The following is a 16,323-nucleotide window of genomic DNA, read 5'->3' on the forward strand; positions in this document are numbered from 1 at the left end:
CCTACTTCATCCAGGGCTGGATCTTGAAGGCGCCGGTGGCGTATTTCTCCGGAGAGATCAGCGTGCGCTGGCCGTCCCAAATCTGGAAGAAGGTGATTGGGATGTAGTCGTCGCCCTGTGTGGCAAGGTGGGTGGCGGGATCGAATTTCAGCCGCCCTTCGGCGACCTGCTTGTCGGTCTCCGACAGCGCCTTCATGATCGCCGCATGGTCGGATGCGCCGCCGACCTTCTTGACCGCGTCGAAATAGACATTGGTCATTTCGTAGAGGCCGACGCCGTAGGTGCCGCTCTCGACGCCGTATTTTGCCTTGAACTTGGCTGCCACCTCGTCGGCGCGCGGGTTCTTCGGCGTCGTCAGCGCGCCGCCGAGCAGGTTGTAGATGACACCATCCGACTTCTTGCCGGTCAATTCGACGAATTCCGGAACGCTCGGTGCGTATTGCAGGAAGACGAGGCTCTTGGTCGGCTGCTCGAGGAACTGGTTGAGGAAGGACGCCGAATTGCCCGGCAGATAGTCGGTGTTGATGACGACGTCGGGAACGTTCTCGCGCACCTTGGCGAGGATCGAACGCCAGTCGGTCACTTCGCCGAAGGGCACGATCTCGTCGACGGTGATGGTCCAGCCCTTCTCCTTGAAGGTCTTCTTCATGCCTTCGGAGATGGTCTTCGAATAAGCGTTGTCGGACGAGATGATGGCGACCTTCTTGGTCGGCAAGGTGATCTTGCCGTCGGCCGCGAGCTTCTCGACGAACAGGGTGACGTCGGTGTTGTAGGCGTCGAAGGAAGGCGTCAGCGACCAGCAGCACATGTATTTATCGGGGCTCGGCGCGATGATGTCCCTGGTCTGCTGCGAGGTGGCCGCGAGCATATAGGGCATTTCCGCTTCGGCCATGTTGTCGATCTCGAAATTGGTCAGGCTGGCATAGCCGGTCAGCATGAAGTGCACGCCCGGATCGCCAAGCAGGCGCTCGACCGCGCTGGTGACGTTGCCGGCGGACTGATCCTTGACGTCGCCGACCACCAGTTCGAACGTATCCCCGGCAACGCCGCCGGCTGCGTTGGCCTCGTCGATGGCCATCTGCACGCCGCGCTGGAATTCCTGGCCGTCCGCCGCGGCAGGGCCGGTCAGCGGCGCAAGCAGGCCGATCTTGACGATTTCGGCAAAGGCGGGTGCGCCTGAGACGGCAAACATGCCAATCAGCGTCGTGCTCATCAGCATATGGCGGATTCGACTTGCGGCGGATTTGGGCTTCATCGTGCTGTTCCCTGTTTTCCTCCCGTTCATCGGGAGTTGGATAATTGACAATCTACGCATAATTGTTCTTATTTGAAAAGGATTTTTCAACGCAACCTAGCCGGGAAGATGGTTCCCGCAAGGTATGGAAGCCGTGGCGCTTTGCTGCGCAACTGCACTAAAACAGGGCAATTCCCGACGGAGCGGACAATGACGATCTCGCAGAAGACCCTTGAAACCAGCCACGGCAAGATCGCTGTTCGCCAAACCAGTGGCCAGGGAACCGCTGTTATGCTGATCCACGGCAATTCATCTTCCAGCGCCGTTTTCCGCAACCAGTTGGAGAGCCCGCTAGGCGAGCGCTACCACCTCATCGCTCCCGACCTGCCCGGCCATGGGGCGTCCGGCGATGCGATCGACCCGGAGCGTTCCTACAGCATGGAAGGCTATGCCGATGCCATGACCGAAGTGCTCGGGCTGCTCGGTATCGACAAGGCCATCGTCTTCGGCTGGTCGCTCGGCGGCCATATCGGGCTTGAGATGATCGACCGCTTTCCCGGCCTGCTTGGCCTGATGATCACCGGCACGCCGCCCGTCTCGCCCGAGGAGGTCGGCAACGGCTTCAAGCCGAGCCCGCATATGCACCTTGCCGGGCAGGAAACCTTCACTGACGCGGATGTCGAGGCCTATGCGCGCAGCACCTGCGGCGAGCCGTTCGAGCCCTTTCTTATCGACACGGTGGCGCGCACCGATGGAAGGGCGCGGCGCCTGATGTTCGAAAAGTTCGCGGCCGGCACCGGGCGGAACCAGCGCGAGATCGTGGCCGGCAAGACGCCGCCGATCGCCGTTCTGAACGGCATCGACGAGCCATTCGTCAACATCGATTTCGTCTCCGCTGTGAAGTTCTCCAATCTGTGGGAAGGCAAGGCCCACCTGCTCGACAAATCCGGCCACGCGCCGTTCTGGGATTCGCCGGATCGCTTCAATCCGGTCTTCGCCCGCTTCCTGGCAAGCTTCGACAGAGCGTAGGTCCGTCGGAAAACCGGCGCCACAGACCCCGCCTTCGAGACAGGTGGGTGACAATCACGCGCACCTACCGTATATTGACATAAAGATATCCTTATGTGACATGAAAAGGCCTGTCGCCAAAGGGATAAAAAATGTCGCAGAATTCTGCATCGCTGGACACATTGTTCGGCCCCGTCGCGGCAAAACCGGACGGCTCGGAAGTGCTTGCCGCGCTGACGGCAGCAGCACGCGAACGCATCCTCATCCTCGATGGCGCCATGGGCACGCAGATCCAGGGCCTCGGCTTTGACGAGGACCAGTTTCGCGGCGAGGCCTTCGCCGGCTGCGCCTGCCACCAGCAAGGCAACAACGATCTTCTGATCCTGACGCAGCCGAAGGCGATCGAGGAGATTCACTATCAATACGCCATCGCAGGCGCCGATATCCTCGAAACCAACACCTTCTCCTCGACCTCGATCGCCCAGGCCGATTACGGCATGGAGGATGCCGTCTACGCGCTGAACCGCGATGGCGCGCGGCTGGTGCGGCGCGCCGCTGTTCGGGCCGAGCAGCAGGACGGCAAGCGCCGCTTTGTCGCCGGTGCACTCGGGCCGACCAACCGCACCGCCTCGATGTCGCCCGACGTCAACAATCCCGGCTATCGCGCCGTGACCTTCGACGATCTGCGCCTCGCCTATGGCGAGCAGCTGCGCGGCCTGATCGACGGTGGCGCCGACATCATCCTGATAGAGACCATCTTCGACACGCTGAACGCCAAGGCGGCGATCTTTGCAGCGGAAGAGATCTTCATCGAGAAGGGCGTGCGCCTGCCGGTGATGATTTCGGGCACCATCACGGACCTCTCCGGCCGCACGCTGTCGGGCCAGACGCCGACGGCCTTCTGGCATTCGGTGCGCCACGCCAGCCCCTTCACCATCGGCCTCAACTGCGCGCTCGGTGCCAACGCCATGCGCGCGCATCTGGCCGAGATATCCGGTGTCGCCAACACCTTCACCTGCGCCTATCCGAATGCCGGCCTGCCCAATGAATTCGGCCGGTATGACGAGAGCCCGGACTTCATGGCCGCGCAGATCGAGGATTTCGCCAGGGAAGGGCTGGTCAATGTCGTCGGCGGCTGCTGCGGCTCGACCCCGGACCACATCCGCGCCATCGCCGAGGCGGTGAAAAAGTATCCGCCGCGCGTCATTCCGGACATCGAGCGCAAGATGCGCCTGTCCGGGCTGGAGCCGTTCACGCTGACGGACGAAATTCCCTTCGTCAATGTAGGCGAGCGCACCAATGTTACCGGGTCGGCCAAGTTCAGGAAGCTGATCACGGCGGGTGACTATGTCGCCGCGCTCGACGTGGCGCGCGACCAGGTCGCCAATGGCGCGCAGATCATCGACATCAATATGGACGAAGGCCTGATCGATTCGAAGAAGGCGATGGTGGAGTATCTCAACCTGATCGCCGCCGAACCGGACATCGCCCGTGTCCCGGTCATGGTCGACAGTTCCAAATGGGAGATCATCGAGGCTGGCCTGAAATGCGTGCAGGGCAAGCCGCTGGTCAACTCCATCTCGATGAAGGAAGGCGAGGCGGCATTCCTGCATCATGCAAGGCTCGTGCGCGCCTATGGCGCCGCCGTGGTCGTCATGGCGTTCGACGAGGATGGCCAGGCCGACACCAAAGCGCGCAAGGTGGAGATATGCACCCGCGCCTACAAGCTTTTGACCGAACAGGCCGGCTTCCCGCCCGAGGACATCGTCTTCGATCCGAACGTGTTCGCCATCGCCACCGGCATCGAGGAGCACGACAATTACGGCGTCGACTTCATCGAGGCGGCGGGCGAGATCACCGCGACGCTGCCGCATGTCCACATTTCCGGCGGTGTGTCGAACCTCTCCTTCTCGTTCCGCGGCAACGAGCCGGTGCGGGAGGCCATGCATGCCGTGTTCCTCTACCATGCCATCCAGCGCGGCATGGACATGGGGATCGTCAATGCCGGCCAGCTTGCCGTCTACGACACGATTGAGCCGGCGCTGCGCGAGGCCTGCGAGGATGTCGTGCTCAACCGCGTGCCCAAGGCCGGCGGCACCGCCACCGAACGCATGCTGGAGATCGCCGAACGCTTCAAGGGCACGGCGGGCAAGGAAGCGCAGGAGCGCGATCTCGCCTGGCGCGAATGGACTGTCGAACAGCGGATCAGCCATGCGCTGGTCAACGGCATCACCGAATTCATCGACGCCGACACCGAGGAAGCGCGGCTTGCCGCCGAGCGCCCGCTGCACGTCATCGAAGGCCCGCTGATGGCCGGCATGAACGTCGTCGGCGACCTGTTCGGCGCGGGCAAGATGTTCCTGCCGCAAGTGGTGAAATCGGCGCGGGTGATGAAGCAGGCTGTCGCGGGATTATTGCCGCATATGGAGGCCGAGAAGCTGGCCAACGCCGCCAATGGCATCGACAATGGCGAGCGCCAGACGGCGGGCAAGATCCTGATGGCGACGGTGAAGGGCGATGTCCACGACATCGGCAAGAACATTGTCGGCGTCGTACTGGCCTGCAACAATTACGAGATCATCGACCTCGGCGTCATGGTGCCGGCGGCCAAGATCCTGCAGACGGCACGCGAGAAAAATGTCGACATCATCGGCCTGTCAGGCCTGATCACGCCGTCGCTGGACGAGATGGCGCACATGGCCGCCGAGATGGAGCGTGAAGGCTTCGACATTCCGCTGCTGATCGGCGGCGCGACGACCAGCCGGGTGCACACGGCGGTGAAGATCCACCCGCGATACAGCAAGGGCCAGACGGTCTATGTCACCGACGCCAGCCGGTCGGTCGGCGTGGTCTCGTCCTTGCTGTCGAACGAGACCAAGGGCGGCTATGTCGATACGGTGCGCGCCGAATATAAGAAGGTCGCCGACGCGCATGCCCGCTCCGAAGCCGACAAGCAGCGGCTGCCGCTGGCCAAGGCGAGGGCCAATGCGCACCGGATCGAATGGTCCGCCTATCAACCACCGAAGCCGTCCTTTACCGGCGTGAAAATCTTCGAGAACTGGGATCTCACCGAACTCGCGCGCTACATCGATTGGACGCCGTTCTTCCAGACCTGGGAGCTGAAGGGCCGTTATCCCAAAATTCTCGAAGACGGGGCGCAAGGCGCCGCCGCCCGCCAGCTGTTCGAGGATGCGCAGGCGATGCTGAAAAAGATCATCGCCGAAAAATGGTTCGCCCCGCGCGGTGTCATCGGCTTCTGGCCGGCCAATGCCGTCGGCGACGACATCAGGTTGTTCACGGACGAAAAGCGGTCGCAGGAACTGGCGACGTTCTTCACCTTGCGCCAGCAGCTAACCAAGCGCGACGGCAAGGCCAATGTCGCGCTGTCGGATTTCGTCGCGCCGGCGGACAGCGGCAAGCCAGACTACATCGGCGGCTTTATCGTCACCGCCGGCATCGAGGAGGTGGCTATCGCCGAACGGTTCGAGCGGGCGAATGATGATTATTCCTCGATCATGGTCAAGGCGCTGGCCGACCGCTTCGCCGAAGCCTTTGCCGAGCGGATGCATGAGAAGGTGCGCAAGGAGTTCTGGGGCTATGCTTCAGATGAAGCGCTGGCACCGGACGAGCTGATCGGCGAACCTTATCGCGGCATCCGTCCGGCGCCCGGCTATCCGGCGCAGCCGGATCACACTGAGAAGGCGACTTTGTTCCGGCTGCTCGACGGTGAGCGCAATGCAGGCGTGAGCCTGACCGAAAGCTATGCGATGTGGCCGGGCTCGTCGGTCTCCGGCATCTATCTGGCGCATCCCGAAAGCTATTATTTCGGCGTCGCCAAGGTCGAACGCGACCAGGTCGAGGATTATGCACGCCGCAAGGCAATGCCCTTGGCCGAGGTAGAGCGCTGGCTCGGCCCCATCCTCAACTACGTGCCGGCACACTATGCCGAGGCGGCTGAATAGCTTTTGTGTTATTGCAGTTTGACGGAGCTACTTGGAGCCGCCGACATTTCGGGGATCAAAGATTTCTAGACATTCTCCTCGCCCTTTGATTTTGTATAAAAGGGCTTGGGGGGATAATCATGAAATTACGATTTACTGTATTCGCGGCCTTGGCCGCGACGGTCACCGGCTGCCAATACAAGGCCGAGCCGCTGCCGATTGCCTCATACAACGTGTATTCGTCGTACGGTGACAAGCTACCGGGCAAATACCTTTTGTACGTGGATCCGAGTGCCTTGAGCCGCGACATCAAGCCATCTGACATGAACTGCGCAGCTCACACCTTCCCGCTCGATCTGCGGTCCGGCTTCAAGGGCTCGGTCACCAAGACCTTCGAGACCCTTGTCACGGAATTGCAGATCGTTGAACAGCCCGTCGACCGGGCTGATTTAGCCGCTCAGAGTGCCAAGGGCATGATAATCGTCAAAGGCGAAGAACTCGATGGCCGACTTCGCGTCGTTCCTGGATTCTGGACCGCCGGAATGGAAACAGAAGTTCAACTTGCGGCATCTATTATCGTCGATGGACCTAAAGGTCGGCTCTTGGGTTCAACTGTTGCAGGCGAAGGAAATGCTCAAGGTGACGCTGGCGGATTCTGCGAAGGCGGAGCAAAAACGCTCACTGATTCAGCTGAAAAGGCTTTGAAGCAGACGGTGGGACGACTGGGTGAAGCCCTTACCAACTCGGAACGTGTCCGCAAAGGGTCCTAAATCTGAAGGTGTGGCTAACGGCGCTTAACCGCCCTGGTGTCATCTTCCCGGTCGACCAAGTTCCGTTCCGAGCCGCCCCGTTGCCGTCCTTTTCATCCTCGAATTCAGCCAGGATGAGGAGGCTGAATGGCGCAGTCTGGCTTACGCCATGCGTTCAACAGAATTTGCGCGGGTTCCCGGCTTGTGATCCATGGCGCGGCGGTTACACCTTCGCGGGCAGTCGCCTTTGCAGTTGGAGCGCCGAATGACCTTACTCACACGCCGCAGGCTTTTGAAAACGGCAGCAATAGCCGGCGCGGGCGGGGTCGGGCTTTCGGCCATGGGTCGGCTTGGCGGCTGGGCCGCTGCCACGCCTGAGCCGGTGGTTTTGCAGACGGCAAAGATCCAGGCGAAGCTGATGGATGTCGGCCAGACCAGGGATGTGCTGACCTATGGCAACGCCGGAATGCCGCCCGTGCTCAGGATGAAAAAAGGCGAGCCCTTCGCCGCACGCCTTGTCAACGCGATCGACGATCCGACGACGATCCACTGGCACGGTATTCGCGTTCCAAACAAGATGGACGGCGTCCCGTTCCTGGTCCAGCCCTACGTCTACACCGGCGATCATTTCGACTACGCCTTCACGCCGCCGGACGCCGGCACCTTCTGGTACCACCCGCATTGCAACACGCTGGAGCAGATGGGCCACGGCCTGACCGGCGTGATCGTGGTCGAAAATCCAAGCGATCCGAAATTCGATGCCGAAATCGTCCTCAACCTGCGCGACTGGCGCCTCGGCGACGACGGTCAGTTCATCGATCAGTTCCGGCCGCGCGATGCCGCAAGAACCGGCACTTACGGCACGGTGCGTACCGCCAACTGGCTCGACCAGCCGCAATATGATGCGCCGGCCGGCGGACTGGTGCGGCTGCGCGTCGCCATCACCGACGTGACGCGTATCTACGCTTTTCGCGTCGACGGTGCGGAGGCGAGTGTCATGGCGCTCGACGGCAATCCGGTGCCTGAACGTTTTTCGCCCGACGCCTTGCTGCTTGGACCTGGACAGCGCATGGAACTGGCCATACGCATGCCCGACGAGGAAGGCGCGATCGTCAGCTTGAGGGATGTCAGGGGCACCAAGCCTAAAATCCTGGCAACCCTGCACGCGACAGGAAAATCCCTCAAACGGGACATTCGGGATGTTGCTCCGCTGGAGCTCAATCCGGTGGCGAAAGTGGATCTCGCCAGCGCCAGGCATATTTCCCTGGCACTGAGCGCCACGGCGGAAAACGTCCCGAGCGATGGCATCTGCGGTTCGCTTGGCTACAGTTTCTGGGCCATCAACAAAGTGCCGTGGCCCGGCGACACCAAGGATCCGACCGCGCCTCTGGCCGAACTGAAGCTTGGCCAAAGCTACGTCATCGACATGGAGAACCTGACGCCGCAATCCCATCCGATGCATCTGCACGGCATGAGCTTCAAGGTGCTGTCATCCTCGACGCGCCAGGTTCAGCCGGCTATTTCCGACACCTATCTCATCCAGCCCAACGAAAAGGTTCAGCTCGGCTTCGTCGCCGACAATCCCGGCGATTGGCTGCTGCACTGCCATATCATCGAGCACCAGAAATCGGGAATGACGAGCTATGTCAGGGTGGTGTGAAGCCGCGTCAGCCTGCGCGTAGCGTCTGTGCCGTCATTTGCGCAACTGCGCCTCGATCTCGTCCAGCACCTTGTCCTTGCCGATGCCGGTGAGGAAGGCGAGGCCCTTGATCACCGGCTTGGTCACCGAAGCGGAGATCGGTGTGGTTGCGACGATGAAGTCGACATTGTCGGCCAGTCCAGGCACTTCGGTGGCCTTTGCCTGCTGGGCGTTGAAGGTGAGGCCGCGTTTCTTCATTTCCTCGGTGACGGCGACATTGACCGCGGTCGAGGTGGCGATGCCCGTGCCGCAGGCAAAGAGAATGGTTTTCTGTCTGGACATCTCTGCTTCTCCTTGTTTCAGCCGAGTACGGCTCGCACGTCTTCGAGGGTTCTGGCCGACCTCAAATCATCCAAGGCTTGCGGGTTCTGGATGGTGGCCATGACGGCCTGCAGCGCCTCAATCTGCTTGTCCTTGTCGTTGATGGCAAGCAGGAAGACGAAGCCGACCGGCAGCATCTCGTCGGGATCCTCCATGTTGGCGAAGGTGACTGGTTGCTTCAATGTGCCCATCGCGATGCCAGGCTTCAGCACATGCTCCGGATCGGTGTGCGGCACCGCGACATTGTCGGAGCGTTCCAGCGGCAGTCCGGTCGGGATGGTCAATTCGCGGCGCACGACCGCGTCGGCATAGCTGCTTTTGACATAGCCAAGTCTCTCCAGCCGGCCCGCCAGGATGCGGATGATCTCCTCATTGGTCGAGGCATCGGATCCGAGCACGATCGCGTCGGGGTCCAGAAGCTGCATGAGGACGTCGGACATTCTTTGCTCCGTCGATGAAATCGTGCGCCCCGGAAAGGGCGCACGATCGGTTTAAAGGGTGGACGCTATCAGGTCAGGCCGTCTCTTCGGCCGGCTCGTCCTCGGCGCCCGCGGCCCGCTCCCAGCCGAGCGGATTGCGGCGGTAGAGGACAAACAATGCCGCGATGACCACCGCGATCACGATGATGCCGACAAGCCCCATCCCCTGGATCGCCTCGATGACCACGTAAGGCACCCACAGGAAGCCGTCGACCACCGAGGTGATCTGCAGCGCGTCCGCCGGCAGCTTGAAGCCCGATGCGACAGCAGCGCTTGTGAACAGCGGCGCCAGCGCGTTGGCGACGTAGAAGCCGATGGCCAGCGTCACCGTGCCGATCACCACCATGCGGAACACGTTGCCTTTGACCAGCGGCGCGGTCATGGCGACGATGAAGGGGATGACCGCGAGGTCGGCGAACAGGATGACGCGGTTGCCTGGCAGGATGATGGACAGGATGATCGCGATCGGCACCAGGATCAGCGACGACGAGATCGCGGCCGGATGGCCGATCAGGATCGCCGAATCGAGACCAACGAGAAGCTCTCGGTCACCGGTGCGCTTGCGCACGAACGCCTGTGCGGCGTCGGAGACGGGGATCAGCCCCTCCATCAGGATCTTGACCATGCGCGGCAGCAGCAGCATCACCGCGGCCAGCGTCATGCCGGTGCCCAGAACCTTTGCCAGCACCACACTGAGGTCACCCGCATTGTAGAAGGCGATCGCACCAAGCACGAGGCCGATGATCAGGCCCATCACGACAGGTTCGCCGAACACGCCGAACCTGCGCTCGATCGTGTCCGTGTTGATGTTGATGCGGTTGATCCCGGGAATGCGGTCCATGATCCAGTTGAGCACAATGGCGATCGGCAGAATCTGTGCCGAGGCGAGATGCGGCACCGAAATGCCGGGCACGCCGTAGAACTGCTGCACCGCGCGCGCGGACCAGTCGGCGAACAGCAGCGAGAGTGCTGCGACAAGTGCTGCGACCGCGATGCCATAGGCCAGATTGTCGGTTGCGGCGACCACCAGCGAGCCGACAAAGGCAAAGTGCCAGAAATTCCAGACGTCGACATTGAGCGTGCGCGTCATGCGTGTCAGCAGCAGCACGATATTGACCAGGATGCCGACCGGAATGACCCAAAGGCCGACCGACGAGCCGAAGGCGATCGCGGCCGCGGAGGGCCAGCCGACATCGATGATGTCGCGATGGATGCCGGTGTTGGTGACGATGGCCTTGGCGACGTCGCCAATCGACGTGAACATCAGGCCAAGCACCAGATTGATGCCGATGAAGGCGACGCCGATGGTGACGGCGGCGCGAAAAGCCTTGCTCACTTTGGCGCCCAGAACCACGGCGATGATGAAAATGACGATCGGCAGCAGGATCGTCGGGCCAAGCGTATCGATGGCCCCTTTGAGGCCCGCGAGAACAGTATCCATTTTTCCTCCCCTGGAGCCGCGAGCCTTCGCTCGACGCCTCGCAATGATGCTCCATCCAGCCTTTGACGCCGTGGCGCAAAGACACTCCCCAATTTGCCCCAGAGGCGAATGCTTCCCGACTGTCGCGTCGGTGAACATTTGCCTTTGTTGACAAACGAATGTTTTATTGGGGTTGTTCGCTGCGATGTCAATTGGTTGCGCTTCGGCCAATCGAGCCCCGAAGGACGTCCCTTCCGAGGCGATTTCGTGGAAATTGCCGGTCGCGACCGGGTTTCGTTGGCAAATAGAACCCGTTCCCTGCTATCCGATCCCAAATCACGAAGCTGTGGACATTCCTGCATGACCAACGTCGCCCTGACCGGCCTTGCCCGTGATCTCGCCAGGCGTGCCGCCGAGGGCCGCCCGGTGCGCATTGGTGTCATCGGCTCGGGCGAAATGGGCACCGATCTGGTCACCCAAGGCATGCTGATGCCAGGCATTTCGATCTGCGCCGTCTCGACGCGCCGCCCGCACACCGCGCGCGATGCCATCCGCATCGCCTATGGCGATGAAGCCATGGCGGTCGAAGCCGACACCGCGTCGAAAGTCACCGGCGCCATCGAGAGCGGCAAGATCGCCATCACCTCGAACGAGATGCTGGTCACCAATCCGTTGATCGACGTCGTCATCGACGCCACCGGCAAGCCGGGTGTCGCCGCCGACTTCGACCTCATGGCGATGGAGCACGGCAAGCATCTTGTGATGATGAACGTCGAGGCCGACGTCACCATCGGTTGCTATCTGAAGCAGCAGGCCGACCGGCTTGGCGTCGTCTATTCGGTGGGTGCAGGCGACGAGCCGTCGAGCTGCATGGAACTGATTGAATTCGCGTCGGCGCTCGGGCTGACCATCGTCTCGGCCGGCAAGGGCAAGAACAACCCGCTCAACCACGATGCCGTACCGGACGACTATCGCGCCGAAGCCATCCGCCGCAACATGAACCCGCGCATGCTGGTCGAGTTCGTCGACGGTTCCAAGACCATGGTCGAGATGTGCGCCATCGCCAACGCCACCGGGCTGGTGCCCGACGTGCCCGGTATGCACGGCCCCAAGGCCGACCGCGATGATCTCGCCAAGGTGCTGATCCCGCGCGAGGATGGCGGTCTGCTGTTGAAGAAAGGCGTCGTCGACTACACGGTCGGCAAAGGCGTCGCGCCTGGCGTCTTCGTCATCGTCGAGGCGACGCATCCGCGCATCATCGAGCGCATGGACGATCTGCATATCGGCCACGGCCCCTATTACAGCCTGTTCCGGCCCTATCATCTGACGTCGCTGGAGGTGCCGCTGACCGCCGCCCGCATCGTGCTTTTCGGCAAGCCCGACATGGTGCCGCTGCCGCGGCCGGTCGCCGAAGTCTGCGCCGTCGCCAAGCGCGACCTTGCCGCCGGCGAGACCTTCGATGCGATCGGCGAGACCTGCTACCGCTCCTGGACCATGACCGTCGGCGAAGCCCGCGCCCGGCGCGCCGTGCCGGTCGGCCTGCTCGAGGGCGGCAAGGTGCTGAAACCGGTCAGGAAAGGTGAGTTGCTGACGTCAGACAATGCGGCGCCCGACCAGTCGACTAGGCTGTGCGCCTTGCGCCGGCTGCAGGACGAGATGCTGTACGGGGCTGAAGGCCGCGCGCCTCTGGCGGAGCGGTTGGCCGACATTGCCGTCGATTTGAGGACCAAGGCGGGTGAGGGCGGTCGCGTCGTGAGCAAGAACGAGATCGACGACATGTGGGGCGGCAGCCAGAACGAGGCCTGACCAGGGGCACACGGGGCTGATGGGTTGGACAGCCTATTGGCGGCCCGGATTTCGTCGTTCGTTTGGATTGATCAGCATAAACATTCGGGATTGACCGAGGCCTTCCCCTTCGTCATCCACGGGTGGAGCAAGGAGCGGAGCGACGCAGCGCAGACCCGAGGATCCATGCCGCGACCTTGATCGAGGAATGCAGCGGAGCAGAATTCTGCGCCGTAGCGGCGCTCGGATGTCACGGCATGGATCCTATGGTCTGCGCCGCGTCGCTTCGCTCCTTGCTCCGCCATAGGATGACGAAGCGATGGGCGTTTCCGCCAAGGCGTCAACGCAAGGAGTTACCGGCTTACTTCCCGAGCTCGACAGACCGCAACCGCGCCGCCTCCACCGCCTGCGTCAGCAGATTTGTCAGCCGGTCCTCGCCCATCAGCACCTCCAGCGCCGCGGCCGTCGTCCCTTTGGGGCTGGTCACCTGCTGGCGCAGCACGCCCGGCTCCTCGCCGCTTTCGGCGGCGAGCGAGGCGGCGCCGTAGACGGTCTGCATGGCGAGCAGCTTGGCGGTTTTGGCTGGCAGCCCGGCCTTCTCGGCGGCCACGGTCAGCGCCTCGATGAAATGGAAGATATAGGCCGGCCCCGATCCGGACACGGCGGTCACCGCATCCATCAAGCCCTCGTCGTCGATGGTGGCCACTTCGCCGCTCGCCGACAAAAGGTCGGCGACGAAACGCTTGGTATCGTCGGACACCAGTCTGTTGGAGAACACCACCATCATCCCCTTGCCGATCGCCGCGGGCGTGTTGGGCATGCAGCGCACGATCGGCGCGCGGTTGCCCAAGATTTCCTCGAAGGTGGCGGCAGGCGTGCCAGCGGCGATGCTGACGAAGGTGGTGCGGCCGTCGCCGAAACGCTTGTAGGCGGAGGTGACATCGCGGATCACCTGCGGCTTCACCGCGATGACTACGAGATCGGGCACGGCGTCTGCTGGAATATCGCCGGCATCGGCTGATGTGCCGCAGCCCAACGCTGCGGCGCGATTGCGCAGATCGGCATTGGGCTCGACCACGAAGACCGCTGATGGCGCAAGCTTGCCGGATTTCAGCCAGCCCGAGAGCATGGCGTAGCCCATATTGCCGCAGCCGGCGAGAACAAGTCTGATCGTCATCGAAAGCCCTCCGAAGGAAGCCATCACATAGACGCTGGCGCTTCCCTGGGGAAGCCCTGTCAGGATGGACGGAAAGATCGCGAGCCACGATCGGGATCGCGTACCGCGATTGGCTGCAGCGACACTTGCCTGAGGCCAAGCACGCCGAGCACGAAGAACAGCCAGACCGGGTCGCCGCGATGGAAGAAGAAGCTTTCGAGGAAGGCGTTCAGCGCCGTGAACAGCACCACCATCATGAAGAAGTCGCCGAGAAAGATGTTTTCCCTGCGCAACGGAATTCGCATGTAGTCGCGTAGCGGCGCGATGAGGAAAGTGTAGACCGCCACGCACAGTGCCGGAATGCCCATCAGCACGGCGATGTCGAGATAGCCGTCATGGCCGTGCACGATGGCCCTGATGTCCCACGGCCGGTCGAAGGGCTGATCTTGGTTGAGCAGCAGCGGCGTGCCCCAGAAGCTTTCATAGCCGTAGCCGGTCCATGGCTTCTTCGCCAGCATGCTGCCGGCGAACTCCCACAGCGTCGTGCGGCCGGTATAGGTCATGCCGGGGAAATAGATCGCCGCCAGATGTTTTACAGGCGGCAGGAAGACGATGCCCAGCGTGCCGACCGCTGTCGCGACGATCGCCAGCGCAAACAGGATCGGCGTGCCGAGCCGCATGCCTATCAGGCTCGGGAACATGACGATCAGGATCGAGAACGGCACCAGGCCGGCTGTCGTCTTGGAGCCGGTGTGCAGCATGAAGATCATCGCAGCGAAGAAGATCCCGGCACCCCAGTAGCGCTGCCCGCGCCGGTAGAGATAGAGGCCTGCGAAGCTGAGGCAGGCCATGATCGGCCCGGCGATGTTCTTATGGGTGAACACGCCGCGCCACAGGCCGGCATGTTCGGGCTCCTGCGAGTCGGCGGTGTGCATCGCCTCGTGCGGAAAGACGATGAGGCCGAGATAGGAAAGGCCCATGACAACGACGGCGGTGAAGATGATCACCTTCGAGAAGGCCTCGGCGTCGCGCGGCAGCACCAGGATCGTCGCCATCGTCAGGATGCCGATCAGGGTGAAGGAGGCGGCGCGCATCGCCGAAGGCGGATCGGTCGACAGGATCACCGAGAGGAAAAAGAAACCCAGCATCAGCACCCAGGACGGGCTGAGCAGCGAGCGCACCACGCGCGGATCGGCAAAGGCCATCAGCGAGAAGATCGACATGGCGCCGAGCGAACCGAAGCCAAGCTGGTTGACGATGTCGCCGCCTTGACCGGTGAGTTCGGCGCCGCCCGGCTGGAACGGCCGGAAAGACACCATGATGACGGTGAACAGCAGCGCGGCAATGGCGGTGGCCACGCCTTCGCGCGTGAACGCGTCGCTGAGCGGCGCGCGCTCAGTTTTTCTCAGGCTGGCGGTATTGCTCATTGGCATATCCGAATTCGGCCAGCACGCGGCCCAGCGCCACATGGACGGGGTAGATGGCGATATCAGGCGATCCGGTCCGCGCCAGCCGGATCAGGCCGCGAAACGGCGAGGCGGCAAGCAGTGCCAGGCTCTTCAGCAACACTTTGGCGCCGGCCATTGGCGTGCCGGCGCGCTTCTTCTTTTCGACCAGTGTCGAGATGACGCCGTTGCGCAGGCTGCGGGCACGGATCCAGTCGGCTTCGATACGCCGCGCCGGAACGGTTTCCAGCACCTTGGCCTCGGCGCACCAACCCAGAACAAAGCCCTTTTGCGCCGATCGGCTGAGAAAGTCGGAATCGCCGCCGCCCATGAAGTTGAATCTGAGATCGAGAAAGGGCGGACCCATGGCGATCAGCACGTTGCGCCCGACCAGAAGATTGCCGGACGAATAGAGCGCCGGCACGCGTCCGGTTTCCCGGTAAGGCGGCGCGAACACCGGATGCTCTGCCCATCGCGCATGGGCGGGGTCGGCAAACACGGGCACCTGCGGGCCGCCGACGATATCGGCGCCGAGCGTTTCGGCAGCCCGGCACATCCGCTCCAGCCACTGCGGATCGGCGATTTCGTCATCGTCGATGACCAGCAGGTGTCTGAAGTTCGGGAATTGCAGGATGGCCGTCTGCCAGCCGGCATTGTAGGCGCTGCAATTGCCGCGCTCATGCGCGATGATCACCAGGCCCGACATTTCGCCCCGCTCGAACAGCGGCAGCGCTGCCTTGGCACCGGCCCGCGCCTCGGCTTCGTTTTCCATGACGATGACGGCAAAGCGCCTGCCGGTTTGCTGCGCGCGCAGCGACGCCAGCGTTTCCAGCACCTGCTCGGGGCGCTTGAAGGTAGGCAAGGTGACGACGGCTTCGACGGCCTCGACGTCAAGCCGCGGCGTGCGTCCAGCGATCGATACCGAACCGTCCGATGGCAAAGGGATCATCCGTGTCCAGCCACATGGTGAGTTGGGCTCTGGTAGCACCACGGTGATAAGGTTTCGTTAATCACCTTGCACGGAGAAGCCCGCCAGACAGGGACTTTCGGCCGTCGAATGTGCTGGCTTAATCAAGGGTTCACCGC

At 62.4% G+C, this 16,323-nt stretch carries 12 protein-coding genes; 5 read left to right on the forward strand and 7 right to left on the reverse strand.

Annotated elements, in window-relative coordinates:
* Position 1: 1 nt before the first annotated feature.
* Positions 2-1,255 carry an ABC transporter substrate-binding protein gene (locus NKJ11_RS27550; RefSeq protein WP_352794740.1) on the reverse strand — a complete coding sequence of 418 codons (1,254 nt, stop codon included), beginning with the start codon at positions 1,253-1,255 and terminating at the stop codon, positions 2-4.
* A 189-nt stretch (positions 1,256-1,444) separates the two neighbouring features.
* Between NKJ11_RS27550 and NKJ11_RS27555 the strand changes: the two genes are divergently transcribed.
* The 4 genes from NKJ11_RS27555 (at position 1,445) to NKJ11_RS27570 (ending at position 8,592) form a co-directional block, all read left to right on the forward strand.
* The gene (locus tag NKJ11_RS27555; protein WP_128302670.1) at positions 1,445-2,263 is read left to right on the forward strand and encodes an alpha/beta fold hydrolase; all 819 of its coding nucleotides are present in this window, start codon (positions 1,445-1,447) and stop codon (positions 2,261-2,263) included.
* Positions 2,264-2,394: 131 nt separating this feature from the next.
* Complete coding sequence (gene metH / locus NKJ11_RS27560; protein WP_352794741.1) at positions 2,395-6,204, forward strand: methionine synthase; 3,810 nt, start codon at positions 2,395-2,397, stop codon at positions 6,202-6,204.
* Positions 6,205-6,323: 119 nt separating this feature from the next.
* Entirely contained in the window at positions 6,324-6,953 is a 630-nt protein-coding gene (locus NKJ11_RS27565) for a hypothetical protein (protein WP_023809205.1), read from the forward strand.
* Between the two features lie 244 nt (positions 6,954-7,197).
* Positions 7,198-8,592, forward strand: a complete 1,395-nt coding sequence (locus NKJ11_RS27570) for a multicopper oxidase family protein (RefSeq protein ID WP_352722959.1) — start codon at positions 7,198-7,200, stop codon at positions 8,590-8,592.
* Positions 8,593-8,625: 33 nt separating this feature from the next.
* Here the strand turns inward: NKJ11_RS27570 and NKJ11_RS27575 are convergent, their stop codons facing one another.
* The 3 genes from NKJ11_RS27575 to NKJ11_RS27585 all read right to left on the reverse strand — a co-directional run bounded on the left by NKJ11_RS27575 (position 8,626) and on the right by NKJ11_RS27585 (position 10,872).
* A complete protein-coding gene (locus NKJ11_RS27575) occupies positions 8,626-8,913 on the reverse strand; it encodes a PTS sugar transporter subunit IIB (protein WP_023809203.1) in 288 nt (95 codons plus the stop codon).
* A 17-nt stretch (positions 8,914-8,930) separates the two neighbouring features.
* Positions 8,931-9,392, reverse strand: coding sequence for a PTS sugar transporter subunit IIA (locus tag NKJ11_RS27580; protein WP_352794742.1), 462 nt, complete (start codon positions 9,390-9,392; stop codon positions 8,931-8,933).
* Positions 9,393-9,465: 73 nt separating this feature from the next.
* The gene (locus tag NKJ11_RS27585) at positions 9,466-10,872 is read right to left on the reverse strand and encodes a PTS galactitol transporter subunit IIC (protein WP_352553700.1); all 1,407 of its coding nucleotides are present in this window, start codon (positions 10,870-10,872) and stop codon (positions 9,466-9,468) included.
* Positions 10,873-11,211: 339 nt separating this feature from the next.
* Between NKJ11_RS27585 and NKJ11_RS27590 the strand changes: the two genes are divergently transcribed.
* Positions 11,212-12,657, forward strand: coding sequence for an NAD(P)H-dependent oxidoreductase (locus NKJ11_RS27590; RefSeq protein WP_352794743.1), 1,446 nt, complete (start codon positions 11,212-11,214; stop codon positions 12,655-12,657).
* Positions 12,658-12,997: 340 nt separating this feature from the next.
* On the opposite strand, the gene proC is transcribed toward NKJ11_RS27590, so the two are convergent.
* Genes proC through NKJ11_RS27605 form a run of 3 tightly spaced genes read right to left on the reverse strand, consistent with a single transcriptional unit; the run spans position 12,998 to position 16,186 of the window.
* Positions 12,998-13,813: a pyrroline-5-carboxylate reductase gene (gene proC / locus NKJ11_RS27595; RefSeq protein WP_352794744.1), complete on the reverse strand. Its 816-nt coding sequence runs from the start codon at positions 13,811-13,813 to the stop codon at positions 12,998-13,000.
* 59 nt (positions 13,814-13,872) lie between these two features.
* Positions 13,873-15,219 (reverse strand): O-antigen ligase family protein, encoded by a 1,347-nt coding sequence (locus NKJ11_RS27600; RefSeq protein WP_352794745.1) that lies wholly within the window; start codon positions 15,217-15,219, stop codon positions 13,873-13,875.
* Complete coding sequence (locus NKJ11_RS27605) at positions 15,188-16,186, reverse strand: glycosyltransferase family 2 protein (RefSeq protein WP_352611473.1); 999 nt, start codon at positions 16,184-16,186, stop codon at positions 15,188-15,190. The genes NKJ11_RS27600 and NKJ11_RS27605 overlap by 32 nt, the downstream gene beginning before the upstream one ends.
* Between the last annotated feature and the right edge of the window lie 137 nt (positions 16,187-16,323).

The sequence above is a fragment of the Mesorhizobium sp. M0243 genome, assembly GCF_040321775.1.
Classification (GTDB): domain Bacteria; phylum Pseudomonadota; class Alphaproteobacteria; order Rhizobiales; family Rhizobiaceae; genus Mesorhizobium.